General features: G+C 71.1%; 16 protein-coding genes and 1 tRNA gene. 10 read left to right on the top strand and 7 right to left on the bottom strand.

Annotation, left to right across the window (positions count from 1 at the left end):
• Nucleotides 1-26 precede the first annotated feature (26 nt).
• Complete coding sequence (polA, locus tag STTU_RS26135; protein WP_007828432.1) at nt 27-2771, bottom strand: DNA polymerase I; 2745 nt, start codon at nt 2769-2771, stop codon at nt 27-29.
• A 282-nt stretch (nt 2772-3053) separates the two neighbouring features.
• On the opposite strand from polA, the gene STTU_RS26130 reads away from it, so the two are divergent.
• On the top strand, nt 3054-5342 hold the full coding sequence (locus tag STTU_RS26130) for an FdhF/YdeP family oxidoreductase (RefSeq protein ID WP_007828431.1): 2289 nt from the start codon (nt 3054-3056) through the stop codon (nt 5340-5342).
• A gap of 40 nt (nt 5343-5382) precedes the next feature.
• Here STTU_RS26130 and STTU_RS26125 read toward each other — a convergent pair whose 3' ends face one another.
• On the bottom strand, nt 5383-6333 hold the full coding sequence (locus STTU_RS26125) for an aldo/keto reductase (RefSeq protein ID WP_007828430.1): 951 nt from the start codon (nt 6331-6333) through the stop codon (nt 5383-5385).
• A gap of 203 nt (nt 6334-6536) precedes the next feature.
• Between STTU_RS26125 and STTU_RS26120 the strand changes: the two genes are divergently transcribed.
• From STTU_RS26120 to STTU_RS26095, 6 genes are all read left to right on the top strand, one after another.
• Entirely contained in the window at nt 6537-7010 is a 474-nt protein-coding gene (locus tag STTU_RS26120; RefSeq protein WP_007828429.1) for a PaaI family thioesterase, read from the top strand.
• 555 nt (nt 7011-7565) lie between these two features.
• Complete coding sequence (locus tag STTU_RS26115) at nt 7566-8792, top strand: branched-chain amino acid ABC transporter substrate-binding protein (protein WP_043256396.1); 1227 nt, start codon at nt 7566-7568, stop codon at nt 8790-8792.
• Nucleotides 8793-8938: 146 nt separating this feature from the next.
• Nucleotides 8939-9868, top strand: a complete 930-nt coding sequence (locus STTU_RS26110; protein WP_007828426.1) for a branched-chain amino acid ABC transporter permease — start codon at nt 8939-8941, stop codon at nt 9866-9868.
• Nucleotides 9869-9873: 5 nt separating this feature from the next.
• Nucleotides 9874-11667, top strand: a complete 1794-nt coding sequence (locus STTU_RS26105) for a branched-chain amino acid ABC transporter permease (RefSeq protein ID WP_007828422.1) — start codon at nt 9874-9876, stop codon at nt 11665-11667.
• A 5-nt stretch (nt 11668-11672) separates the two neighbouring features.
• Nucleotides 11673-12566, top strand: a complete 894-nt coding sequence (locus STTU_RS26100) for an ABC transporter ATP-binding protein (protein ID WP_007828421.1) — start codon at nt 11673-11675, stop codon at nt 12564-12566.
• The gene (locus STTU_RS26095) at nt 12563-13279 is read left to right on the top strand and encodes an ABC transporter ATP-binding protein (protein ID WP_010261231.1); all 717 of its coding nucleotides are present in this window, start codon (nt 12563-12565) and stop codon (nt 13277-13279) included. The genes STTU_RS26100 and STTU_RS26095 overlap by 4 nt, the downstream gene beginning before the upstream one ends.
• Nucleotides 13280-13388: 109 nt before the next feature.
• Here STTU_RS26095 and STTU_RS26090 read toward each other — a convergent pair whose 3' ends face one another.
• Nucleotides 13389-14063 (bottom strand): ANTAR domain-containing response regulator, encoded by a 675-nt coding sequence (locus STTU_RS26090; protein ID WP_007828417.1) that lies wholly within the window; start codon nt 14061-14063, stop codon nt 13389-13391.
• A 95-nt stretch (nt 14064-14158) separates the two neighbouring features.
• Between STTU_RS26090 and STTU_RS26085 the strand changes: the two genes are divergently transcribed.
• Nucleotides 14159-14233 (top strand) — tRNA-Leu (locus STTU_RS26085).
• 98 nt (nt 14234-14331) lie between these two features.
• Nucleotides 14332-15090 carry a helix-turn-helix domain-containing protein gene (locus STTU_RS26080; protein WP_043256394.1) on the top strand — a complete coding sequence of 253 codons (759 nt, stop codon included), beginning with the start codon at nt 14332-14334 and terminating at the stop codon, nt 15088-15090.
• Nucleotides 15091-15195: 105 nt separating this feature from the next.
• Here STTU_RS26080 and pyk read toward each other — a convergent pair whose 3' ends face one another.
• Entirely contained in the window at nt 15196-16632 is a 1437-nt protein-coding gene (pyk, locus tag STTU_RS26075; RefSeq protein WP_007828413.1) for a pyruvate kinase, read from the bottom strand.
• Between the two features lie 240 nt (nt 16633-16872).
• Here pyk and STTU_RS26070 point away from each other — a divergent pair, with 240 nt between their 5' ends.
• Nucleotides 16873-18669, top strand: a complete 1797-nt coding sequence (locus tag STTU_RS26070; protein WP_043256391.1) for a bifunctional metallophosphatase/5'-nucleotidase — start codon at nt 16873-16875, stop codon at nt 18667-18669.
• A gap of 104 nt (nt 18670-18773) precedes the next feature.
• Here STTU_RS26070 and STTU_RS26065 read toward each other — a convergent pair whose 3' ends face one another.
• The 3 genes from STTU_RS26065 to pepN all read right to left on the bottom strand — a co-directional run bounded on the left by STTU_RS26065 (nt 18774) and on the right by pepN (nt 24510).
• Nucleotides 18774-20147, bottom strand: a complete 1374-nt coding sequence (locus STTU_RS26065; RefSeq protein ID WP_052862424.1) for a lysine N(6)-hydroxylase/L-ornithine N(5)-oxygenase family protein — start codon at nt 20145-20147, stop codon at nt 18774-18776.
• A 168-nt stretch (nt 20148-20315) separates the two neighbouring features.
• On the bottom strand, nt 20316-21704 hold the full coding sequence (locus tag STTU_RS26060) for a pyridoxal phosphate-dependent decarboxylase family protein (protein WP_043256389.1): 1389 nt from the start codon (nt 21702-21704) through the stop codon (nt 20316-20318).
• Between the two features lie 313 nt (nt 21705-22017).
• On the bottom strand, nt 22018-24510 hold the full coding sequence (gene pepN, locus STTU_RS26055; RefSeq protein WP_007828401.1) for an aminopeptidase N: 2493 nt from the start codon (nt 24508-24510) through the stop codon (nt 22018-22020).
• Between the last annotated feature and the right edge of the window lie 12 nt (nt 24511-24522).

Genomic DNA, 24522 nt, shown 5'->3' with positions numbered 1-24522 from the left:
CCTCCGTACCCCCGCGCCCCTCCCCCTCAGTGCGCCGCCGCCTCCCAGTCCCGGCCGACGCCGACCGAGACCGTGAGCGGGGCGCGCAGTTGGGCCGCCGCGGCCATCTCGCGGCGCAGGATCTCCTCGACCGGCTCGCGTTCGCCCGGGGCGAGTTCGAGGACGATTTCGTCGTGGACCTGGAGCAGCATCCGCGAGGTCAGCTCCGCCTCGCGCAGCGCGCGGTCCACGCCGAGCATCGCGATCTTCACGATGTCGGCGGCCGTGCCCTGGATCGGCGCGTTGAGCGCCATGCGCTCGGCGGCCTCGCGGCGCTGCCTGTTGTCGCTGTTGAGGTCGGGCAGGTAGCGGCGGCGGCCGAGCATCGTCGCCGTGTAGCCGGTGGCGCGCGCCTCCTCGACGACGCGGTGCAGGTAGTCGCGTACGCCGCCGAAGCGCTCGAAGTACGTGTCCATGAGGGCGCGTGCCTCGCCGGCCTCGATGCCGAGCTGCTGCGAGAGGCCGAAGGCGGAGAGGCCGTAGGCGAGCCCGTACGACATGGCCTTGATCTTGCGCCGCATCTCGGCGTCGACGGCGGCCGGTTCGACGTTGAAGACGTACCCGGCGACCGTGCGGTGCAGGTCCTCGCCCGAGGTGAAGGCGGCGATGAGCCCCTCGTCCTCCGAGAGGTGCGCCATGACGCGCAGTTCGATCTGGCTGTAGTCGGCGGTCATGAGGGCCTCGTAGCCCTCGCCGACGACGAAGCCGCGGCGGATCGCGCGGCCCTCGTCGGTGCGCACGGGGATGTTCTGGAGGTTCGGGTCCGTCGAGGAGAGCCGGCCCGTGGCGGCGACGGTCTGGTTGAACGTCGTGTGGATACGGCCGTCGGGGGCGATGGACTTGATGAGCCCCTCGACCGTGCTCCGCAGCTTCGCCTGCTCGCGGTGGCGGAGCATGAGGACCGGCAGCTCGTGCTCCGTCTGGCCCGCGAGCCAGGCGAGGGAGTCGGCGTCCGTCGTGTAACCGGTCTTCGTCTTGCGGGTCTTCGGCAGGTTCAGCTCGCCGAAGAGGACTTCCTGGAGCTGCTTGGGCGAGCCGAGGTTGAACTCGTGCCCGACCGCGGCGTGCGCCTCGCGCACCGCCTGCTCGACGGCGCCCGCGAACTGCCGCTCCATCTCCTCCAGGTGCGCGCGGTCGGCGGCGATCCCGGCGCGCTCCATGCGGGCGAGGAGCGCCGAGGTGGGCAGCTCGATGTCGGTGAGCAGTCCTTCCGCGCCGACCTCGGGCAGGCGCGCGCCGAGGGCCGTGCCGAGGTCGAGGATCGTGCGGGCCTCGACCATGAGGGTGCGCGCCTGGGTCTCGTCGTCGGCGCCGAAGGCGAGCTGCCCGTCCGACTCCTGCGCGGGGACCAGCTCGCGGCCCAGGTATTCGAGGGACAGCGCGTCGAGCGCGAAGGTGCGGCGGCCCGGCTTGACGAGGTACGCGCTGAGCGCCGTGTCCATCGCGACGCCCGCGACCGTCATGCCGTGCTCGCCGAAGACGCGCATGAGGCCCTTCGCGTCGTGCATGACCTTGGGGCGCTCCGGGTCGCCGAGCCAGTCGGCGAAGGCCCGCTCGTCGTCCTCGTCGAGCGAGGAGGGCTCGAACCAGGCGGCGGCCCCGCCTGCGGCGGCGAGCGCCACCTCGGCGACCTCGCCCGCGCCGAGCTTCCACGTGTCGACCGTGGCCACGCCGAGCACCGCGTTGCCGTGCTCCTCCAGCCAGGGCGCGAGCTTCCCGTTCGCCGGGACGAGCGTCGCGTCCAGCGCGACGTCCTCCGTGACCGGCTCCTGCTCCTGCTCGGCGCCGGGGTCGACGGCGAGCAGCCGCTCGCGCAGCGAGGGGTTGCGGATCTCCAGGGTGTCGAGGAGGACGGCGAGCTGCTTGCGGTCGTACGCGGCGCGCTCCAGGTCCTCGGGGGCCTTGTCGAGGGGGACGTCCCTGACCATCTCGGTGAGCCGCCGGTTGAGCTTCACGGCCTCCAGGTGGTCCCGGAAGTTCTGCCCGGCCTTGCCCTTGACCTCCTCGGCGCGCTCGACGAGCTCCGCGAAGGAGCCGAACTGCGTGATCCACTTCGCCGCCGTCTTCTCGCCGACGCCGGGGATGCCGGGCAGGTTGTCGGAGGGGTCGCCGCGCAGCGCGGCGAAGTCCGGGTACTGGGCGGGGGTGAGCCCGTACCGCTCCTCGACCTTCTCGGGGGTGTAGCGGGTCAGCTCGGAGACGCCCTTCGTCGGGTAGAGCACGGTCGTGTGCTCCGAGACGAGCTGGAAGGAGTCCCGGTCGCCCGTGACGATGAGGACGTCGAAACCGGCCGCCTCCGCCTGCGTGGCCAGCGTCGCGATGATGTCGTCCGCCTCGAAGCCCTCGACGGCGAAGCGGTCCGCGTGCATCGTGTCGAGCAGTTCGCCGATCAGCTCGACCTGCCCGCGGAACTCGTCGGGGGTCTTCGCCCTGTTCGCCTTGTACTCGGTGAACTCCTCGGCCCGCCACGTCTTGCGCGAGACGTCGAAGGCGACCGCGAAATGCGTGGGCTGCTCGTCGCGCAGCGTGTTCGCGAGCATCGAGGCGAATCCGTAGATCGCGTTCGTCGGCTGCCCGGTGGACGTCGTGAAATTCTCCGCGGGCAGCGCGAAGAACGCCCGGTACGCCAGGGAGTGCCCGTCCATGAGCATGAGCCTGGGACGGCCGCCACCCCCCTTGGCGGGGCTCTGCTCGGCGGTCGCGGACTTCTTCTTCGCTGCTGTCTGTGCCACGCCCCCGATCCTGCCACGGAGCACCGACAGCCCGGACCGCGCGACGCGGACGGCGGCGGCAAGGGGACGCGGCGGAGCCCTCCGGCACAGGGGCGCCCCCGTCCGCGTACCGCCGCCGGAACAGCGCCGCCGGCCGCGGAAACGCGCCGCCCCGCCCCGGAAAAGCGCCGCCCCGCCCCGGAAAAGCGCCCTCCCTCCGCGGAAAAGCCCAGCCCCGGCCCCGTACGTCCCCCGCCCGCCGTGCGAGGATCGAAGCGGTACGTACGAGCAGCGGAGGGACCCATGGCGACGAAGCCGCCCGCGAGCGACCCGGCCCAGGACGCACCGCGCGTCACCGCCCCGCGACACACCGCGGCCGGGCTGCCGGCCGTCGGGCACTCGCTGCGCATCGCGCAGCAGCAGATGGGGCTCCGGCGCACCGCGCTCACGCTCCTGCGGGTCAACCAGAAAGACGGCTTCGACTGCCCCGGCTGCGCCTGGCCCGAGGGCGACAAGCGGCACACCGCCGAGTTCTGCGAGAACGGCGCGAAGGCCGTCGCGGAGGAGGCGACGCTGCGCCGCGTGGGCCCGGACTTCTTCGCCGCGCACTCCGTCGCGGACCTCGCGGAGCGCAGCGGCTACTGGCTCGGCCAGCAGGGCCGCCTCACCGGGCCCATGCACCTCGCCGAGGGCGCCTCGCACTACACGCCCGTGAGCTGGGACGAGGCTTTCCGCATCGTCGCCGAGGAGCTGACCGCGCTCGGCTCGCCCGACGAGGCCGTCTTCTACACCTCGGGCCGCACGAGCAACGAGGCCGCGTTCCTCTACCAGCTCTTCGCCCGCGAGTTCGGTACGAACAACCTGCCGGACTGCTCCAACATGTGCCACGAGTCGAGCGGTTCCGCGCTCTCCGAGACGATCGGCGTCGGCAAGGGCAGCGTCTCGCTGGAGGACCTCCACCGGGCCGACCTGATCATCGTCGCGGGCCAGAACCCGGGCACCAACCACCCCCGGATGCTCTCCGCACTGGAGAAGGCGAAGGCGGGCGGCGCGAAGATCATCAGCGTCAACCCGCTGCCCGAAGCCGGACTCGAACGGTTCAAGAACCCGCAGACCCCCAAGGGCCTCGCGAGCGGCACCGCGCTCACCGACCTCTTCCTCCAGATCCGCATCGGCGGCGACCAGGCCCTCTTCCGCCTCCTCAACAAGCTGATCCTGGAGACCGAGGGCGCGCTCGACGACTCCTTCGTCGCGGAGCACACGCACGGCTTCGAGGACTTCGCGAAGGCCGCGCGCGAGGCCGACTGGGACGAGACCCTCGCCGCGACGGGCCTCGCCCGCGCCGACGTCGAGGAGGCGCTGCGCCTCGTCCTCGCCTCCGAACGCACCATCGTGTGCTGGGCGATGGGCCTCACGCAGCACAAGCACTCCGTGCCCACGATCCGCGAGGTCGTCAACTTCCTGCTGCTGCGGGGCAACATCGGCCGCCCCGGCGCGGGCGTCTGCCCCGTGCGCGGGCACTCCAACGTGCAGGGCGACCGCACGATGGGCATCTTCGAACGCCCCGCGCCCGCCTTTCTCGACGCCCTGGAGCGCGAGTTCGGCTTCGCCCCGCCCCGCGCGCACGGCTACGACGTCGTCCGCGCCATCCGCGCGCTGCGCGACGGCGAGGCGAAGGTCTTCCTCGCGATGGGCGGCAACTTCGTCGCCGCATCGCCGGACACCGACGTCACCGAGGCCGCGATGCGCCGCGCCCGCCTCACCGTGCACGTCTCCACGAAGCTCAACCGCTCGCACGTCGTCACCGGGGCCCGCGCGCTGATCCTCCCCACGCTCGGCCGCACCGAGCGCGACGTCCGGGCGGGCGGCGAGCAGTTCGTCACCGTCGAGGACTCCATGGGCATGGTCCACGCCTCGCGCGGACGCCTCGCCCCCGCGAGCCCCGCGCTGCTCTCCGAGCCCGCGATCGTGGCCCGCCTCGCCCGCGCCGTGCGCCCCGCTTCGCCGCTGCCCTGGGAGGAGTTCGCCGCCGACTACGGGCGCGTACGGGACCGCATCGCCCGCGTGGTCCCCGGCTTCGAGGACTTCAACGCGCGCGTCGCCCACCCCGGCGGCTTCGCCCTCCCGCACGCCCCGCGCGACGAGCGCCGCTTCCCCACCGCGACGGGCAAGGCCAACTTCACCGCCGCGCCCGTCGAGTACCCGCGCCTGCCGGCCGGGCGCCTCCTGCTCCAGACGCTGCGCTCGCACGACCAGTACAACACCACGATCTACGGGCTCGACGACCGCTACCGCGGCATCACGAACGGCCGCCGCGTCGTCCTCGTCCACCCCGAGGACGCGACCGCGCTCGGGTACGAGGACGGGGCGTACGCGGACCTCGTGAGCGAGTGGCGCGACGGCACCGAGCGCCGGGCGCCCGGCTTCCGCGTCGTCCACTACCCGACAGCCCGGGGCTGCGCCGCCGCCTACTACCCCGAGACCAACGTCCTCGTCCCGCTCGACGCGACGGCCGACACGAGCAACACGCCCGCGTCGAAGTCCCTCGTGGTACGCCTCGAACCGTCCCGTACGGACACGCCCGCCGACTGAGCGGGCGCGTCCGTACGGGGGCGGCGGCGGGCGGGGGCCGTCAGGCGGAGGCCGTGTCCAGGGCCTGGAGTTCGTCCCCGGTGAGCCGCAGGTCCGCGAGGGCCACGAGGGCGGGGACCTGCTCCACCGTGCGCGCGGAGGCGATCGGCGCGGCCACCGTGGGCTGCTGGGCGAGCCAGGCGAGGGCGACGGTGGCGAGCTCCGTACCGTGCGCCGCCGCGATCTCCTTCATGGCGGCGAGGACCTTGGTGCCGCGCTCGGTACCGGCGTAGCCGCCGGCGAGCCCCGGTACGTCGCGCGCGTACCGGCCCGTGGTCCCCGGCTCGTACTTCCCGGTGAGGAAGCCGGAGGCGAGGGCGAAGTAGGGGACGCAGGCCAGTCCCTCGCGGGCGACGAGGTCGCGGCGCTCGCCCTCGTAGGTGTCGCGCGAGACGAGGTTGTACTGGGGCTGGAGCACCTCGAAGCGCGCGAGGCCCTCGGCGCGGGCGAAGCGCAGCATGGCGTCGAGCCGTGCCGGGGAGATGTTGGACGCCCCGAGCGCCCGGGTCTTCCCGGCCCGTACCAGCTCGTCGAACGTCGTGACGATGTCCTCGACGGACACGGACTCGTCGTCGAAGTGCGCGTAGTAGAGGTCGACGTGGTCGGTGCCGAGCCTGCGCAGCGAGTCGTCGAGCGCGGCGCGGATGTTGTCGGGGGCGAGGCCCTTGCGCTCGGGGTGGTCGCCGACCTTCGTGGCGACGACGATGTCGTCCCGGTTGCCGCGTGCGGCGAGCCAGGCGGCGATGATCCGCTCGGACTGTCCGGGGTCGTTCCCGGGGAACTGGTACATGTACGAGTCGGCGGTGTCGACGAAGTTCCCGCCCGCGGCGGCGTAGGCGTCGAGCACGGCGAAGGACTGTTCGCGGTCGGCCGTCCAGCCGAAGACGTTGCCGCCCAGGCACAGAGGGGCTGTGGAGAGATCGGACGCGCCCAACTTCTCGTGATCAAACATCTCTTCATTAAACACGTCCGCGCTTTTCCGGCCGGGGCGCCGCTCGGGCGGGGGCGCGACAGGTTCCGGGGCGCCGGGCACGTGACCAAGCGCACTAAGCGTTCGCTCAGCCCACCTGATAGGACAGAACCGCGCGCGGCACCCGCCGCGGGCGGCGTGGCCGCGCGGGCCACGCGGCAGACGCGACAGAAACGGAGCCGCACATGGGCGAGCACCGCGGTGTGAAGTTCCCCCAGGAAGTCCTCGACCGCTTCAGCAGCCTCGGCGTCGACCTCCCCTCCTACTTCTCGGCGGGCCACCTCGGCACCCGTATGGGCATCGAGGTCGTGGAGGCCGCCCCCGAGAAGGTCGTCGGCACCATGCCCGTCGAGGGCAACACGCAGCCCTACGGTCTCCTGCACGGTGGCGCCTCCGCCGTGCTCGCCGAGACCCTCGGCTCCGTCGGGGCCATGCTCCACGGCGGCCCCGAGAAGGTCGCCGTCGGCGTGGACCTCAACTGCACCCACCACCGCGGCCTCTCCAGCGGCCACGTCACCGGCACGGCGACCCCCGTGCACCGGGGCCGCTCCACCGCCACGTACGAGATCGTCATCACCGACGAGAGCGGCCGACGCGTCTGCTCGGCCCGCCTGACCTGCCTCCTGCGCGACGCTCCGCGACCCCCCGCGACCGCCTGAACACCGCACCCCGCCGCGGCGGGCCCGCCCCAACACCGGGTGCGGGCCCCGCCGTTCGCATTTCCGCACCCGTACACCGCCCACCGGACACCCGACCCCGGAACCCGGCCCGCACCGGCCCGCGGGGCGCCCGTTTCGCGCCCGCCGTTCGTCACGTTGCGTAACACGTACGCAATACGGCCCGCACACCCCGTTCACGCACCAAAACGACCCCCAACCGCCACCCCGGGCACCACGGGACAGACCGCCGCCAGTACCAAAACCCCTTTAAGTTGCTTACACATGCAGGGAGTTCTCAGAATGCGGAACAAACACCCCCCACTCCCGAAACCCCACCCCCTTCTCGCATAACAAGACAGTCACATCCTGTCCGCTCCCCACCCCACACCCCTTCACCTGCGCTTAGAGTCACGGCCAGTCACCATTACGCCGGGCAGCACCACCCCGAGCACCACCGCACCACCGAGCACCACCGTCCTGCCCGGCGCGATCGACACGGCACCTCCAGCGAGGAGGCCGCGCCAGGGAAAGGACCCATCCGTGCGACACCGTTCCTTGCTCATCCTCACCACCGTCCTGACCACCGGGGCACTCACCCTCAGCGCCTGCGGCTCGCGCGACGACGACTCCGGCGACGACAAGGGCGGTTCGAGCGGCGGCAAGAAGACCACCGTCGTCATCGGCGTCGACGCACCCATCACCGGCGACCTCTCCGCCCTCGGCCTCGGCATCCGCAACTCCGCCGAACTCGCCACCAAGATCGCCAACAAGCAGGACCTCGTTCCCGGCTTCCAGTTCAAGATCCAGGCGCTCGACGACCAGGCCCAGCCGACCATCGGCCAGCAGAACGCCACCAAGTTCATCGGCAACAAGGACGTCCTCGGCGTCGTCGGCCCGCTGAACTCCAACGTCTCGCAGTCGATGCAGAAGCCCTTCAACGACGCGAAGCTCACCCAGGTCTCCCCCGCCAACACCGGCACCGAGCTGACCCAGGGCGACAACTGGAAGAGCGGCGACAAGAAGCGCCCCTTCGCCTCCTTCTTCCGCACCGCGACGACCGACCAGATCCAGGGCTCCTTCGCCGCCAAGTACCTCCACGACACGGCGAAGATCAACAAGGTCTACCTGATCGACGACCAGAAGACCTACGGCGCCGGCCTCGCCGCCTCCTTCAAGGACACCTTCACCAAGCTCGGCGGCAAGATCGTCGGCGCCGACCACATCAACCCCGACGACCGCGACTTCAACTCCGTCGTCGCCAAGGTCAAGAAGACCGGCGCCAAGGCCGTCTACTACGGCGGCGAGTACCCCGCCGCCGGCCCCCTGAGCCAGCAGCTCAAGGACAGCGGCGCCAAGATCCCCCTCATGGGCGGCGACGGCATCTACGCCGCCGACTTCATCAAGCTCAACAAGAAGGCCCAGGGCGACCTCGCGACCTCCGTCGGCGCCCCCGTCGAACAGCTCGACTCGGCGAAGAAGTTCATCTCCGACTACGACGCCGCCGGCTACAAGGACGGCTACGAGGCGTACGGCGGCGGCACCTACGACGCCGCCTGGTCCATCATCGAGGCCGTCAAGAAGGTCGCCGCCGACAACGACGGCAAGCTCCCCTCCGACGCCCGTGCCAAGGTCCTCGAAGCCATGAGCACCGTCAAGTTCTCCGGCGTCACCGGCGACATCTCCTTCGACGAGTACGGCGACACCACCAACACGATGATGACCGCCTACCAGGTCGAGGGCGGCAAGTGGGTGCCCAAGAAGAGCGAGGTCTACAAGCCGTGACCCGCTGAGGGGCCCCACCCACGGCCCCCGAGCGCCCGTCACCCCGCCCCACCCGCCCGGCACCGGGCACCCCACCACGCCGCGCGGGATGCACACAGCGTCCCGCGCGGCGCACCCTTATCCGACCACTCCACGGAGGCCCTGCGGTGCACGAACTGCCGCAACAGCTGGCCAATGGACTCATCCTCGGCGCGATGTACGGACTCATCGCGATCGGCTACACGATGGTCTACGGCATTGTCCAGCTCATCAACTTCGCCCACGGCGAGATATTCATGATCGGAGGATTCGGCGCCTACACCGTCTGGACCCTCCTGCCCGACGGCTCCTCGCTCGCCGCCGTCATCCCCCTCATGATCCTCGGCGGCATCCTCTGCTCCGTCCTCGTGGGCACCGCGGCGGAACGCTTCGCCTACCGCCCCCTGCGCGGCGCCCCCCGCCTCGCCCCCCTCATCACCGCCATCGGGCTCTCCCTCTTCCTCCAGCAACTCGTCTGGGCCTTCTACCCCGACGCCAAGTCCGACATCTCCTTCCCCCAGTTCCACGGCGACCCCTTCCACGTCCTCGGCGCCACCGTGCAGCGCGGCGACCTCTTCGTCATCATCGCCGCGCCCGTCTGCATGATCGCCCTCGGCTGGTTCGTCAACCGCACCCGCTCCGGACGCGGCATGCAGGCCACCGCCCAGGACCCCGACACCGCCAAGCTCATGGGCATCAACACCGACCGCATCATCGTCATGGCCTTCGCCATCGGTGCCGCGTTCGCCGCCGTCGCCGCCGTCGGCTACGGCCTGCACAACGGCCAGATCGGCTTCCGCATGGGCTTCATCATGGGCCTCAAAGCCTTCACCGCCGCCGTACTCGGCGGCATCGGCAACCTCTACGGAGCCATGCTCGGCGGACTCGTCCTCGGCATCGCCGAATCCCTCGCCACCGGCTACATGGGCGACGTCCCCGGCATGGACCTCTTCGGCGGCGGCGCCTGGAAGGACGTCTGGGCCTTCGTGCTCCTCATCGTCGTCCTTCTCATCAGGCCCCAGGGTCTCCTGGGCGAACGCGTCGCGGACAGGGCGTGAACACCATGACCGACACCCAGCTGCTGAAACTCCCCGCCCCCGCCGCCCGCTACGGCACCCTCGCGGGCGCCCTCATCGCCTTCGCCGGCACCTTCCTCTCCTGGACCTACACCGAGGAATTCCCCGGCAACCTCACGGTCAACGGCTATCCAGGCGGCCTCCAGCTCATCACCCTCACCGGAGCTCTCCTCACCGCGCTCCTCGCCCTCGCCGCCCTCGGCACCCCGGGACTGCGCTGGCTCACCCCCGGCGGCCCGCACAGCGCCGTACGCCTCATGGCCCTCGGCACCCTCACCGCCACCCTCTACACCGTCATCGCCATCGCCGTCGAACTCGACGGGCTCATCGCCCTCGACCCCGGCGCCTGGATCTCCCTCGTGGGCTCCCTCGTCGCCGTCGCCGCCGCCTTCGGCCTCCCCGACGACACCCCCTACGACCCCCAGCCCGGCGACACCGCACTGGCCCGCCTCACCCACACCCTCAAGGCCCCGGCCCCCCGCGCACCGAGCCGCACCCTCCCCGCCTGGGCCGACATCCTCCTCATCGCCGTCGCCTTCGGACTCGCCCTCTACGTCTTCACGTACGGCATCGACATCGACAGCGCCAACTCCGAACTCTTCATCGGCTACCTCATCCTCGTCGCCCTCGGCGCCCTCTCCCTGGCACGCGCCGGACTCTTCCGCCGCCTCGCCGGCCTCACCGCACGCCACCGCTCCGTCAGCCTCGCCGCGATGTTCGTCGCCGCGATCTGCTTCCCCTTCACCCAGGACAACGACACCTACGCGCTCATCGGGACCAACATCCTGATCTTCGCCACCGTCGCCCTCGGCCTCAACGTCGTCGTCGGCCTCGCCGGACTCCTCGACCTCGGATACGTCGCCTTCCTCGGCGTCGGCGCCTACACCGCCGCACTCGTCTCCGGCTCGCCCCAGTCCAGCATCGGCGTCCACTTCCCCTTCCCCCTCGCCGTCCTCACCGGCGCCGCCGTCTCCCTCATCTTCGGCGTCGTCATCGGCGCACCGACCCTGCGCCTGCGCGGCGACTACCTCGCCATCGTCACCCTGGGATTCGGGGAAATCTTCCGGATCACCATGAACAACCTCAACGGCAACAGCGGCCCCGACCTCGTCAACGGTTCCCAGGGCGTCCCCAACATCCCCGACCTCGAACTCTTCGGGTTCAAGTTCGGCGAGGCCCACGACGTCCTCGGACTCCCCCTCGGCAGGTCCGGCAACTACTTCCTGCTGATGCTCCTGTTCACCGCGATCGTCCTCCTCGTCTTCCACCGCTCCGGGCAGTCCCGCATCGGCCGCGCCTGGGTCGCCATCCGCGAGGACGAGACCGCCGCCTCCGCCATGGGCATCAACGGCTTCCGCCTCAAACTCCTCGCCTTCGCCCTCGGCGCCACCCTCGCCGGACTCGCGGGCACCGTCCAGGCCCACGTCAACTACAGCGTCACCCCCGAGCAGTACCAGTTCGCCGGGACCGCCCCGCCCAACTCGGCCTTCCTCATCGCCGCCGTCATCCTCGGCGGCATGGGCACCATCACCGGCCCCCTCATCGGCGCCGCACTGCTCTTCCTCATCCCGGAGAAGCTCGAATTCATGCAGAAGTACCAGCTTCTGCTCTTCGGCCTCGCCCTCATCCTCCTCATGCGCCTGCGCCCCGAGGGCATCGTCCCCGACCGCCGCAAGCAGCTCGAATTCCACGAGAACGACCAACTCGCCGTGCCGGAACAACGCCTGACCGGGGAGAACGCACCCGAGGCCGCGACCGGCGTCACCAAAGCGGGGGCCTGACCACCATGACCACCACGACGACAACCCCCGCCCCCACCGGCACCGCGGTCCTCGAAGCCACCGGCGTCACCATGCGCTTCGGCGGCCTCACCGCCGTACGCGACGTCTCGCTCACCGTCAACACCGGCGAGATCGTCGGCCTCATCGGCCCCAACGGCGCCGGGAAGACCACCTTCTTCAACTGCCTCACCGGGCTCTACGTCCCCACCGAGGGCCGCGTCGCCTACAAGGGCACGACCCTCCCGCCCAAACCCCACCTCGTCACCAAGGCCGGCATCGCCCGCACCTTCCAGAACATCCGGCTCTTCGCCAACATGACCGTCCTGGAGAACGTCCTCGTCGGCCGCCACACCCGCACCCGCGAAGGGCTCTTCTCCGCCCTCCTGCGCGGCCCCGGCTTCCGGCGCGCCGAAGCCGCCTCCACCGCACGCGCCATGGAACTCCTGGAGTTCATCGGCCTCGCCCACAAGGCGGACCACCTCTCGCGCAACCTCCCCTACGGTGAGCAGCGCAAGCTGGAGATCGCCCGCGCCCTCGCCAGCGACCCCGGACTCCTCCTCCTCGACGAACCCACCGCCGGGATGAACCCCCAGGAGACCCGCGCCACCGAGGAACTCGTCTTCGCCATCCGCGAGCAGGGCACCGCCGTCCTCGTCATCGAGCACGACATGCGGTTCATCTTCAACCTCAGCGACCGCGTCGCCGTCCTCGTCCAGGGGCAGAAACTCCTCGAAGGCACCCCCGACATCGTCCAGGCCGACGAACGCGTCATCGCCGCCTACCTCGGCACCCCGATGGACACCGCCCCCGAGGACGAGGCGCTCGCCGAGGTCCAGGCCGCCGAAGCCGCGGCCACGAAGACCGAGACCCCCCGCACCACGAAGGAGGACGGCAAGTGACCGCGCTCCTCGAAGTCGACAACCTCCGCGTCGCCTACGGCAAGATCGAAGCCGTCAAGGGCATCAGCTTCACCGTCGAGGCCGGGCAGGTCGTCACCCTCATCGGCACCAACGGCGCCGGCAAGACCACGACCCTGCGCACCCTCAGCGGACTCCTCAAACCCCTCACCGGCACCATCACCTTCGACGGGCAACCGCTCCACAAGTACCGCGCCGACCAGATCGTCGCGCTCGGCCTGGCGCACTCCCCCGAAGGCCGCCACATCTTTCCCCGCATGACCATCGAGGACAACCTCCGCCTCGGCGCCTTCCTCCGCAAGGACACCGAAGGCATCGCCAAGGACATCCAGCACGCCTACGACCTCTTCCCCATCCTCGGGGAACGCCGCAGGCAGGCGGCGGGCACGCTCTCCGGCGGCGAACAGCAGATGCTCGCCATGGGCCGCGCCCTCATGTCCAAGCCGAAGCTCCTCATGCTCGACGAACCCTCCATGGGCCTCTCGCCGATCATGATGCAGAAGATCATGACGACCATCCGCGAACTGCGCGAACAGGGCACCACGATCCTGCTCGTCGAGCAGAACGCGCAGGCCGCGCTCTCCCTCGCCGACCAGGCGCACGTCATGGAGATCGGCACGATCGTCCTGAGCGGCACGGGCTCCGACCTCCTCCACGACGAGTCCGTCCGCAAGGCGTACCTCGGCGAGGACTGACCCGCCCGCGGCGGTACCCGCGCGGGCTGCTCGCCGGTACGCGAAAGGGGCGCCCACCACGCGGTGGGCGCCCCTTTCGCCGTCCGTGCCCGCGGCGGCGTACGGGCGGCTACTTGTCCTTCTGCTCCTTTGCCGCCTTCTTCTCCGCCGCGTCCTCGATCACGGCCTCGGCGACCTGCCGCATCGACATCCGCCGGTCCATCGACGTCTTCTGGACCCACCGGAACGCGGCCGGCTCCGTCAGCCCGTACTCCGTCTGCAGCACCGACTTCGCCCTGTCCACGAGCTTGCGCGTCTCCAGCCGCTGCGAGAGGTCCTCGACCTCCTTCTCCAGCGCCCGCAACTCCGTGAACCGCGAGACCGCCATCTCGATCGCCGGGACCACGTCGCTCTTGCTGAACGGCTTCACGAGGTACGCCATCGCGCCCGCGTCCCTGGCCCGCTCCACGAGGTCGCGCTGCGAGAACGCGGTGAGCATCAGCACGGGGGCGATGGACTCCTCGGCGATCTTCTCGGCCGCCGAGATCCCGTCGAGGACGGGCATCTTCACGTCCAGGATCACGAGATCCGGCTTGTGCTCACGCGCCAGCTCCACCGCCTGCTGCCCGTCCCCGGCCTCCCCGACGACGGTGTACCCCTCCTCCTCCAGCATCTCCTTGAGATCGAGCCGGATGAGCGCCTCGTCCTCGGCGATGACGACACGGGTGGTGAGGGGCGGCACATGCGACGACTCGCCGTGGGCGGCGGCGGCAGCGGAAGACGACTCGGGCTCGGGGGCGCTCACGGGGGCTCCTCTATAGGGCAGGGGACTGCTGGAAACAGGGTACCTACGTGGGGTAGCCTTACGGCCAGTGGGGCGAGGGAGCCTTCGACCCATAAGCCCCGGTAGTCCAATTGGTGAGAGACAATGGATTCAAAACCCATCCAGTGTCGGTTCGAGTCCGACCCGGGGTACGTGTCTCGCTGAGCGAAGCCCGATCGAGGTTCACTCGATCGGGCTTTTTCATGCCCTTTTTCTCTTTCGCCCGCACCGGGCACCGCATTGTTTTTCCATGTACGCCCGAGCAGTCCGCACCCATGCCTTGGCCCTCGTGGATCAAGGCCGCAGCATCAACTCCGTGAGCAAACAGACCGGCATATCCCGCTCCTCGCTCCGCGGTTGGCGCGAGCGGGGCGAGCCGGTACGGGCGGCGGCGACCTGCTGCCGCTGCCAGGACCTCCCCACCGCGCCGGCCGACCCCGCCGCCTACTCCTACCTGCTCGGCCTCTACCTGGGCGACGGCTGCCTCAGCCGCTCCGCCAAGGGCGTCCACACCCTCCGTATCGCCTGTGCCGACGCCTGGCCCGGTCTCCAGGACGCCTGCGAGGCGGCCCTCCGCGCCGTGCTCCCGCAGAACAGCGTGTGGCGCACGCCGTGTGCGGGCTGCACCGCCGTCTCCAGCAGCAGCAAACACTGGGCCTGCCTCTTCCCCCAGCACGGCCCGGGAAAGAAACACGACCGCACGATCAGCCTCGCCGACTGGCAACAGGACGTCGTCACCGAATTCCCCTGGGAATTCGTGCGCGGCCTCGTCCATTCCGACGGCTGCCGCGTCACCAACTGGACTGTACGGACGGTGAACGGGGAACCGAAGCGGTACGAATACCCGCGCTACTTCTTCACCAACAAGTCGGCGGATATCCGTCGGCTGTACTGCGCCACTCTCGACGAACTCGGCGTCGCATGGAAAGCGGCCAACAAGTACAACATCTCCGTCGCCCGCAAAGCCTCCGTCGCCCTCATGGACGCTCACATCGGTCCCAAGTACTGAGACCGGTACCGGAGCAGCGACCGGGACGGCTGTCGGGAGAGGTGCCCGGGGGAACGGCAAAGGGGGTGACCGCGAGCCCGGTCACCCCCGCCTCGCCGCTCTCGGCTACTTCGGGGCGTCGTCCTCGCCGATGTGGTGCACCCGCACCAGGTTCGTCGTGCCCGCGACGCCCGGAGGGGAGCCCGCCGTGATCACGACGACGTCGCCCCGCTCGCAGCGGCCGAGCTTCAGGAGCATGTCGTCGACCTGCTCGACCATCGCGTCCGTGGAGTCCACGTGCGGCCCGAGGAACGTCTCCACACCCCAGGAGAGATTGAGCTGCGCCCGCGTCGCCGGGTCGGGGGTGAAGGCGAGGAGCGGGATCGGGGAGCGGTAGCGGCTCAGGCGGCGGACCGTGTCGCCGGACTGCGTGAAGGCGACGAGGAAGCGGGCGCCGAGGAAGTCGCCCATCTCGGCCGCCGCGCGGGCGACCGCCCCGCCCTGGGTGCGGGGCTTGTTGCGGTCGGTGAGGGGCGGCAGTCCCTTGTCGAGGATCTCCTCCTCGGCGGCCTCCACGATGCGCCCCATGGTGCGGACGGTCTCGACGGCGTACTTCCCGACGCTGGTCTCGCCGGAGAGCATGACGGCGTCGGTGCCGTCGATCACGGCGTTGGCGACGTCGGAGGCTTCCGCGCGGGTCGGCCGGCTGTTCTCGATCATGGAGTCGAGCATCTGGGTCGCGACGATGACCGGCTTGGCGTTCCGCTTGGCGAGTTTGACGGCCCGCTTCTGCACGAGCGGCACCGCTTCGAGGGGCATCTCGACGCCGAGGTCGCCGCGGGCGACCATGATGCCGTCGAAGGCGTCGACGATCTCCTCGATGTTCTCGACGGCCTGCGGCTTCTCGACCTTGGCGATGACGGGGAGGCGGCGGCCTTCCTCGCGCATGACGCGGTGGACGTCGACGATGTCGCGAGCGCTGCGGACGAAGCTGAGGGCGATGACGTCGGCGCCGGTGCGCAGGGCCCAGCGGAGGTCTTCGATGTCCTTCTCGGAGAGGGCGGGGACGGAGACGGCGACGCCGGGGAGGTTGAGGCCCTTGTGGTCGGAGACCATGCCGCCCTCGACGACGGTGGTGCGGACGCGGGGGCCTTCGACGGCGGTGACCTGGAGGCAGACCTTGCCGTCGTCGACGAGGACGCGTTCGCCGGGGGTGACGTCGGCGGCGAGTCCGGCGTAGGTGGTGCCGCAGCTGGTGCGGTCGCCCAGGTAGCCGTCCTCGGTGGTGATGGTGAAGGTGTCGCCGCGTTCAAGGAGTACGGGGCCTTCGCTGAAGCGGCCGAGGCGGATCTTCGGTCCTTGAAGGTCGGCGAGGATGCCGACGCTGCGGCCGGTCTCCTCGGCGGCCTCGCGGACGCGGTGGTAGCGCTCCTCGTGTTCGGCGTAGCTGCCGTGGCTGAGGTTGAAGCGGGCCACGTCCATTCCGGCTTCGACCAGGGCTTTGATCTGGTCGTAGGAGTCGGTGGCTGGGCCCAGGGTGCAGACGATTTTCGCTCGGCGCATGGTCTGAGCCTAGGGCTTACCGGTGGGTAGGGGGCTGGGCGGGGGTGACGAGCCAACGGCCTCTGGGTGCACGGGATTTGACAAATGTTGAATGAGCGGGTGCGGCCTCCGATGAGCGGGGGGCGGGGTGGTGCCGGTGGTGGTCATCTGATCGCAACGTGGCGGGGGTGTTGCGGGATTGGCGTTTCGGGCCATCATCTACGCGCGTTGTTCCGGATTCTGGACGAGAGGGTGTGCGTGATGAGCGTGGAGCGCAGGGTGTTCCTGGGGGCTTCGGCGGCGACCGGGGCGGCGGTGGCGCTGGGCGCGGCGGCGCCGGCGGAGGCCGCGAAGGGGGGTGGAGGGGGCAGGGAGCCGCGGCGGTACGGGTTTTCGGTACTCGGGACGACGGATCTGCACGGCAATGCGATGAACTGGGATTATTTCACCGATAAGGAGTACGACGACGCGCAGCACAATGACGTGGGCCTCGCGAAGATCTCGACGCTGGTGAACCGGCTGCGGAAGGAGAAGGGCCGGGGGAACACGCTGCTGATCGACGCGGGCGACACGATCCAGGGCACGCAGCTCTCGTACTACTACGCGCGGATCGACCCGATCACGGCGCGGCGGGGTCCGGTGCACCCGATGGCGAAGGCGATGAACGCGATCGGGTACGAGGCGGCGGCGCTGGGGAACCACGAGTTCAACTACGGGATCGAGGTGCTGCGGAAGTTCGAGGAGCAGTGCGATTTCCCGTTGCTGGGCGCGAACGCGGTGGACGCGCGCTCGGGGCGGCCCGCGTTCCGTCCGTACGTGATGAAGCGCTTGCGAACGCCGCACGGGCGGGATGTGCGGGTGGCGGTGCTCGGGTTGACGAATCCGGGGATCGCGATCTGGGACAAGGTGAACGTGCAGGGGAAGCTGAAGTTCCCGGGGCTGGAGGAGCAGGCGGCGTACTGGGTGCCGAAGCTGCGGTCGATGGGCGCGGACGTGGTGCTGGTGGCGGCGCACTCGGGTGCGGACGGTTCCTCGTCGTGGGGTGATCAGCTGCCGTACGTGGAGAACGCCGCGGCGCGGGTGGCGGAGCGGGTGCCGGGGATCGACGCGATCCTGGTGGGTCACGCGCATGTGGAGATCCCGGAGCGGCGTGTGGTGAACGCGGAGTCGGGGCGTGAGGTGGTGCTCTCGGAGCCGTTGAAGTGGGGGCAGCGGCTGTCGGTCTTCGATTTCTCGCTGGTGTGGGAGCGGGGGCGGTGGTCGGTGGAGCGGGTGGCTTCGCGGGTGCTGAACTCGAACGAGGTCGAGGAGGACGTACGGATCACGCGGCTGCTCGCGAAGGAGCACCGTGAGGTGGTCGCGTACGTGAACCAGGTGATCGGTTCGTCGGTGGTGGAGATGTCGACCGCGGAGGGGACGTACAAGGACGTTCCGATGGTCGATCTGATCAACCATGTGCAGGCGGAGACGGTGCGGGGCGCGCTGGCGGGCGGGGAGTACGCGGAGCTGCCCGTGCTGTCGCAGGCGTCGCCTTTCTCGCGTACGGCGCGGTTCCCTGCGGGGGACGTGACGATCCGGGACGCGGCGGGTCTGTACACGTTCGAGAACACGCTGGAGGCGCGGCTGATCACGGGTGCGCAGTTGAAGGAGTACCTGGAGTACTCGGCGAAGTTCTTCGTGCGGACGGCGGTGGGGGCGCCGGTCGATCCGGCGGCGCTGACGAACGCGGACGGGACGCCGGACTACAACTACGACGTGGTGTCGGGTGTCGCGTACGACATCGACGTCTCGAAGGAGGTGGGCGCGCGGATCGTGGGCCTGTCCTTCGGGGGTGCGCCGGTGGCGGACGACGCGCGGTTCGTGCTGGCGGTGAACAACTACCGGGCGAGTGGCGGCGGGAACTTCCCGCACGTGCCGACGTCGACGCAGGTGTGGGCGAATTCGGAGGAGATCCGCAACACGATCATCGCGTGGGTGCGGGAGGCGGGGACGATCGATCCGGCTGATTTCGCGGGGGTGGACTGGCGGTTGGTGCGGGAGGGCGTGCCGGTGTTCTGAGCCGGAGTGCCGGTGTCCGGTCAGGGAGGCCGGTGTTTCTGAGCCGGAGTGCGTGCGGCCCCGGGGGTTTCTCTCCCCCGGGGCCGTTCGCGTGTGCGGCGTGTTCAGGGCTGTTCGTTGAGGCGGACGAGGTGGTGCGGGCGGGGGGTCGGGGCGGCTTGGGGGGTGAGGCCGAAGGTGGTGAAGGCGGTGCGGGTGGGGAGGGGGTAGGGGGTGGTGCCGGTGAGGGCGTTGAGGATGGTGGCGCTGCGGTGGGCGGCGAGGCCGAGGTCGGGGGCGCCGACGCCGTGGGTGTGGCGTTCGGCGTTCTGGACGTAGACGTGGGAGCCGGTCGCGGTGATGGCCTCGTCGAGGTGGAGGCGGTAGTGGGCGTCGACGCGGGGGCGTTCGGCGTTGTCGCGGCGCAGGTAGGGGTCGAGTCCGGCGAGGAGCTGGTCGAGGGGGCGTTCGCGGTAGCCGGTGGCGAGGACGACGGCGTCGGTGGTGAGGCGGGAGCGGGTGCCTTGTTCGCGGTGTTCGAGGTGGAGTTCGATCTGTGTGGTGGCGACGCGTCCGGCGGTGCGGACGCTGACGCCGGGGGTGAGGGTGGCGTCGGGCCAGCCGCCGTTCAGGGTGCGGTGGTAGAGCTCGTCGTGGATGGCGGCGATGGTCTCGGTGTCGATGCCCTTGTGGAGTTGCCACTGCCGGCCGGTGAGCTGGTCGCGGGTGGCCTCGGGGAGGGCGTGGAAGTAGCGGGTGTAGTCGGGGGTGAAGTGTTCGAGGCCGAGTTTCGAGTACTCCATGGGGGCGAAGGCGGGGGTGCGGGCGAGCCAGGTGAGGCGTTCGTGGCCGGGGGTGCGGTGGCGGAGGAGGTCGAGGAAGATCTCGGCGCCCGACTGTCCCGAGCCGATGACGGTGATGTGCCGGGCGGTGAGGAGTCGTTCGCGGTGGCCGAGGTAGTCGGCGGAGTGAACGACGGGGACGTGGGGGGCTTCGGCGAGGGGGCGCAGGGGTTCGGGGATGTGGGGTGCGGTGCCGACGCCGAGGACGAGGTTGCGGGTGTGGGTGCGGCCGAGGGCGTGGGCCTCGCCGTCGGCGTCGAGCTGGGTGTAGTCGATCTCGAAGCAGGAGCGGTCGGCGTTCCAGCGGACGGCGTCGGCCTGGTGGGAGAAGTGGAGTCCGGGGAGGTTCTCGCTGACCCAGCGGCAGTAGGCGTCGTACTCGGCGCGGTGGATGTGGAAGCGCTCGGCGAAGTAGAAGGGGTAGAGGCGGTCGTTCGCTTTGAGCCAGTTGAGGAAGGTCCAGGGGTTGCCGGGGTCGGCGAGGGTGACGAGGTCGGCGAGGAAGGGGACTTGGAGGGTGGTGCCGTCGATGAGCTGGCCGGGGTGCCAGTGGAAGGCGGGGCGTTGCTCGTAGAAGGCGGTGCGCAGGGGGGCGGTGCCGGTGGGGAGGTGGTGGGCGAGGGCGGCGAGGGAGAGGTTGAAGGGGCCGATGCCGATTCCGGCGAGGTCGAGGGGGGTCTCGGTGGGGGTGGGGGCGGGCGGTTCGGGGGCGGGGGCGGTCTCGGGGGGGTTCGGGTTCCTCGGTGGCGGCGGCGGGTTCCGCGGCGCGGGGCGGGGGGACGGCGGGGGTGTCGTGGTGGCTTCGGAAGGGGCGGGGCTGGAGGTTCATCGGGGGGTGTGTCCTTCCACGAGGTCGAGGAGGGCGGTGAGGTCCTGGGGGGTGGTGTGGGGGTTGAGGAGGGTGGCCTTGAGCCAGAGGCGTCCGTCGGCGCGGGCGCGGCCGAGGACGGCGGTGCCTTCGGTGAGGAGGGTGCGGCGGAGCCGGGCGAGGTCGTGGTCGGTGGCGTGGGCGGGGCGGAAGAGGACGGTGCTGAGGGTGGGGGGTGCCCAGAGGTCGAGGTGGGGGCGGGCGGTGATGAGGGCGGCGAGGGTGCGGGCCTGGTCCTGGACGGTGTCGACGAGGTGGGCGAGTCCTTCGCGGCCGAGGGTGCGGAGGGTGACGGCGACCTTGAGGATGTCGGGGCGGCGGGTGGTGCGCAGGGAGCGGCCGAGGAGGTCGGGGAGTCCGGCGTCGGTGTCGTCGTCGGCGTTGAGGTAGTCGGCCTGGTGGGTGAGGGGGGTGAGGTCGTGGGGGTCGCGGGTGGTGAGGAGTCCGGCGGCGACGGGCTGCCAGCCGAGTTTGTGGAGGTCGAGGGCGACGGTGTGGGCGCGGTCGAGTCCGGTGAGGTGGTGGCGGTGGGTGGGGCTGAAGAGGAGGGGGCCGCCGTAGGCGGCGTCGATGTGGAGGCGGGCGCCGGATTCCTCGCAGAGGTCGGCGAGTTCGTCGAGGGGGTCGATGAGTCCGGCGTCGGTGGTTCCGGCGGTGGCGGCGACGAGGAGGGGGCGGCCCCGGTGGGTTTCGAGGGCGGTGCGGAGGTCGGCGGGGTGGAGGCGCCCGGTGGGGGTGGGGATGCGGTGGGCCGGGGGGAGGCCGAGGAGCCAGGCGGCGCGGGGCAGCGAGTGGTGGGCGTTGGCGCCGTGCAGGAGGAGCGGGGCGCGGTCGGGCGCGGCTTCGCGGGCGAGGAGGACGGCGAGTTGGTTGGCCTCGGTGCCGCCGGTCGTGACGAGGGCCTGGGCGGCGACGGCCTGGGGGTAGATCTCGGCGGCGAGGGTGTGGGTGACGTGCTCTTCGAGCGCGGTCGCGGCGGGGGCCTGGTCCCAGGAGTCGAGCGAGGGGTTGAGGGCGCTCGCGGCGAGGTCGGCGGCGGTGGCGACGGCGAGCGGGGGGCAGTGCAGGTGGGCGGCGCAGTGCGGGTGCGCGGGGTCGGCGGCGCCCGCGGCGAGGGCGGTGACGAGGGTGGCGAGGGCGGTGTGCGGGTCGGTGCCGGTGTCGGGGAGTACGGGGGTCGCCGCGGCGTGGAGCGCGGTGGCGACGGGCGCCGGGCCGCCGGCGGGGAGGGGGCCCTTGCGCTGGTGGGCGCCGTCGGTGAGGGCGGTGAGGACGGTGTCGAGCAGGGGCCGCAGGGCCTCGGGTCCGTGCGGGCCGCCGGACAGCGGCGGGAGGGTGCGGGGCATGACGGCTCGTCCTTCGGGTCTGCGGGTCGGCGGTCAGCCTGCCCGGCGCTGCGCGTGCGAGGTCCACAGAGCCCAACGAACGGAACCCGAAAGGGGTATGGGGGCGAGTCGAATCCGCCTCGGGACGGGTTCGGTCTGATATAGGGACGGGGGTGGCGGGCCGTGCCCGCCCGACGTCCCGGCCCGCCCCCCTCCGCCACGAAAGCGGGGCCGCACAGGAGCACCTTCCCGCTCCCGTACAGCCCCGCTCCCCCGCGGCCGGCCCCTGCGTCCGGCCCCGTACGGTCCGCTCGGCGCGGACCGTGACCGTCCCTCAGTCCTTCGCCCCCTCCCGCACCCGCAGTGCGCGGCGCATGTCGTCGAGCTGGTCGGCGAGGGCGCGGCGCAGGGCCGGGGTCGCCTCGGTGGCCGTGCGGAGGGTTTCCTCGCCGAGGGCGAGGTGTGCGGGGGTGACGGCGCTCGTGGGGAAGGCGGTCTTGCCCGCCGCCTGGGCGAGAGCGGGGCCGCGGCGGGCGGCGAGGGCGAGCGCGGCCGGGTAGTAGCGGTCCACGTAGGGGGCCAGGAGGGCGGCCTGTTCGGGCTGCCAGAAGCCCTGCGCGGTGGCGGTGAAGAGGTAGTTGGAGAGGCTGTCGTCCTCGAAGAGGGAGCGGAACGCGGCTTCCTTGGCCTCGGGGACCGGCAGCGCGGCGCGGCAGCGGGCGGCGCCCTCGTGCCCGGTGGCGCTGGGGTCGCGGTCGAGCGCGGCGGCGATCGCGGCCTCGTCGGTGGCGCCGAGGACGGCGAGGCGGGTGAGGAGCGTCCAGCGGAGTTCGGGGTCGAGGGCGGGCCCGCCGGGGACGGTGCCGTTGTCGTACCAGTCCTGGAGGGTCTCGGGGCGCGTGGCGAGGTGGAGGAGGTTGCGCACGGCGGTGAGGCGCAGCGAGGGGTTGTGGCCGTCCTCGGTGCGGCGCAGGAGGTCGCGGCACGTGTCGCCGAGGAGGGCGAGGGCCTCGGGGCGCCGCTCGGCGGTCGTGTACTGGTCGGCGACCTGGGTGTGGGCGAACTGGAGGACGCCGCGGACGACGGCGGCGTCGTCCTCGTGCGGGAGGTGGGCGCGGACGACGGCGAGGTAGTCGGCCGGGGCGAGGCGGTTGTCGCGAACGGCGTTGCGCAGGGCGGTCCAGACCACGGCGCGGCTCAGGGGGTCCGTGATGCCGGAGAGGTGTGCGGTGAGGGTGGCGTGCGAGACGTCGTCGAAGCCGGTCTTGGCGTAGGTGTGGTCGTGGTCGTTGAGGAGGACGAGGGCGGGGCGGGGGGCGTCGACGGTGACGGTCGTGGGGGTGCCGGGGGTGAGGTCGAGCCAGGTGTCGGGGCGGCGGCGGGGGGTGCCCTCGGGGTCGAGGTCCCACAGGCCGAGGCGGACGCGGTGGGGGCGGGTGCCCTCGTGGCGGACGGTGAGGCGGGTGCCGGTCTCGTCGGGTTCGGGGGTGAGGGTGTCGACGCCCGTGGTGCGCAGCCAGGACTCGGCCCAGGCGTGGACGTCGCGTTCGGTCGCGGAGGCGAGCGAGTCGAGGAAGTCGGCGAGGGAGGCGTTGGCGAACTTGTGGCGGGCGAAGTGGGTGTTGATGCCCGCGAGGAAGTCCTTCTCGCCGAGCCAGGCGACGAGCTGGCGGAGCGCGGAGGCGCCCTTGGCGTAGGAGATGCCGTCGAAGTTGAGGAGGGCGGCGGCGGTGTCGGGGACGTCGTCGGGGGCGACGGGGTGCGTCGAGGGGCGCTGGTCGGCCTCGTATCCCCAGGTCTTGCGGGAGACGGCGAACTCGGTCCAGGTGTCGGCGAAGCGGGTGCTCGCTTCGGCGAGGGTCTGGTAGCCCATGTACTCGGCGAAGGACTCGTTGAGCCAGATGTCGTCCCACCAGCGCAGCGTGACGAGGTCGCCGAACCACATGTGGGCCATCTCGTGGGCGATGACCATGGCGCGGGTCTGGCGTTCGGTCTCGGTGACGGCGGAGCGGTAGACGAACTCGTCGCGGAAGGTGACGAGTCCGGGGTTCTCCATGGCGCCGGCGTTGAACTCGGGGACGAATGCCTGGTCGTAGGAGTCGAAGGGGTAGGGCTCGGTGAACTTCTCGTGGTAGCGGTCGAAGAGGGCGCGGGTGACGTCGAGGATCTCCTCGGCGTCGGCGTCGAGGTGGGGGGCGAGGGAGCGGCGGCAGTGGATGCCGAAGGGGAGGCCGCGGTGCTCGGTGCGTACGGAGTGCCAGGGTCCGGCGGCGACGGCGAGGAGGTAGGTGGAGATGAGGGGGGTGGTCGCGGCGGTCCAGGTGCCGTGGCCGTCGTGGGTCGTGACGGTGTTGGCGAGGACGGTCCAGCCTTCGGGGGCGGTGACGGTGAGGTCGAAGACGGCCTTGAGGTCGGGCTGGTCGAAGGCGGTCAGGACGCGCTGGACGTCCTCCATGAAGAGCTGGGTGTAGAGGTAGGTCTCGCCGTCGCTGGGGTCGGTGAAGCGGTGCATGCCCTCGCCGGTGCGCGAGTAGCGCATGGTGGCCTCGGCGGTGAGGGTGTGCGCGCCCGCGGCGAGGCCGGGCAGGGGGTAGCGGTTGCCGTCGAGGCGGGCGGGGTCGAGCGGGGTGCCGTCGAGGGCGATGCTGTGGAGCGTGTCCGGCTTCAGCTCGACGAAGGTGTCGCCTTCGGTGCGGGCGGTGAAGTGGATGGCGGTGGCGGAGCCGAAGGTCTCGGGACCCTGGGTGAGGTCGAGGCGGACCTCGTAGCGCTGGACGTCGAGGAGGGCGGAGCGGGTGTGCGCTTCGTCGCGCGTCAGTACGGACATGGGGACATGCTG

This window comes from Streptomyces sp. Tu6071 (assembly GCF_000213055.1).
In the GTDB taxonomy this organism is placed as follows: domain Bacteria; phylum Actinomycetota; class Actinomycetes; order Streptomycetales; family Streptomycetaceae; genus Streptomyces; species Streptomyces evansiae.
This window is presented reverse-complemented; position numbering and strand designations above follow the sequence as displayed.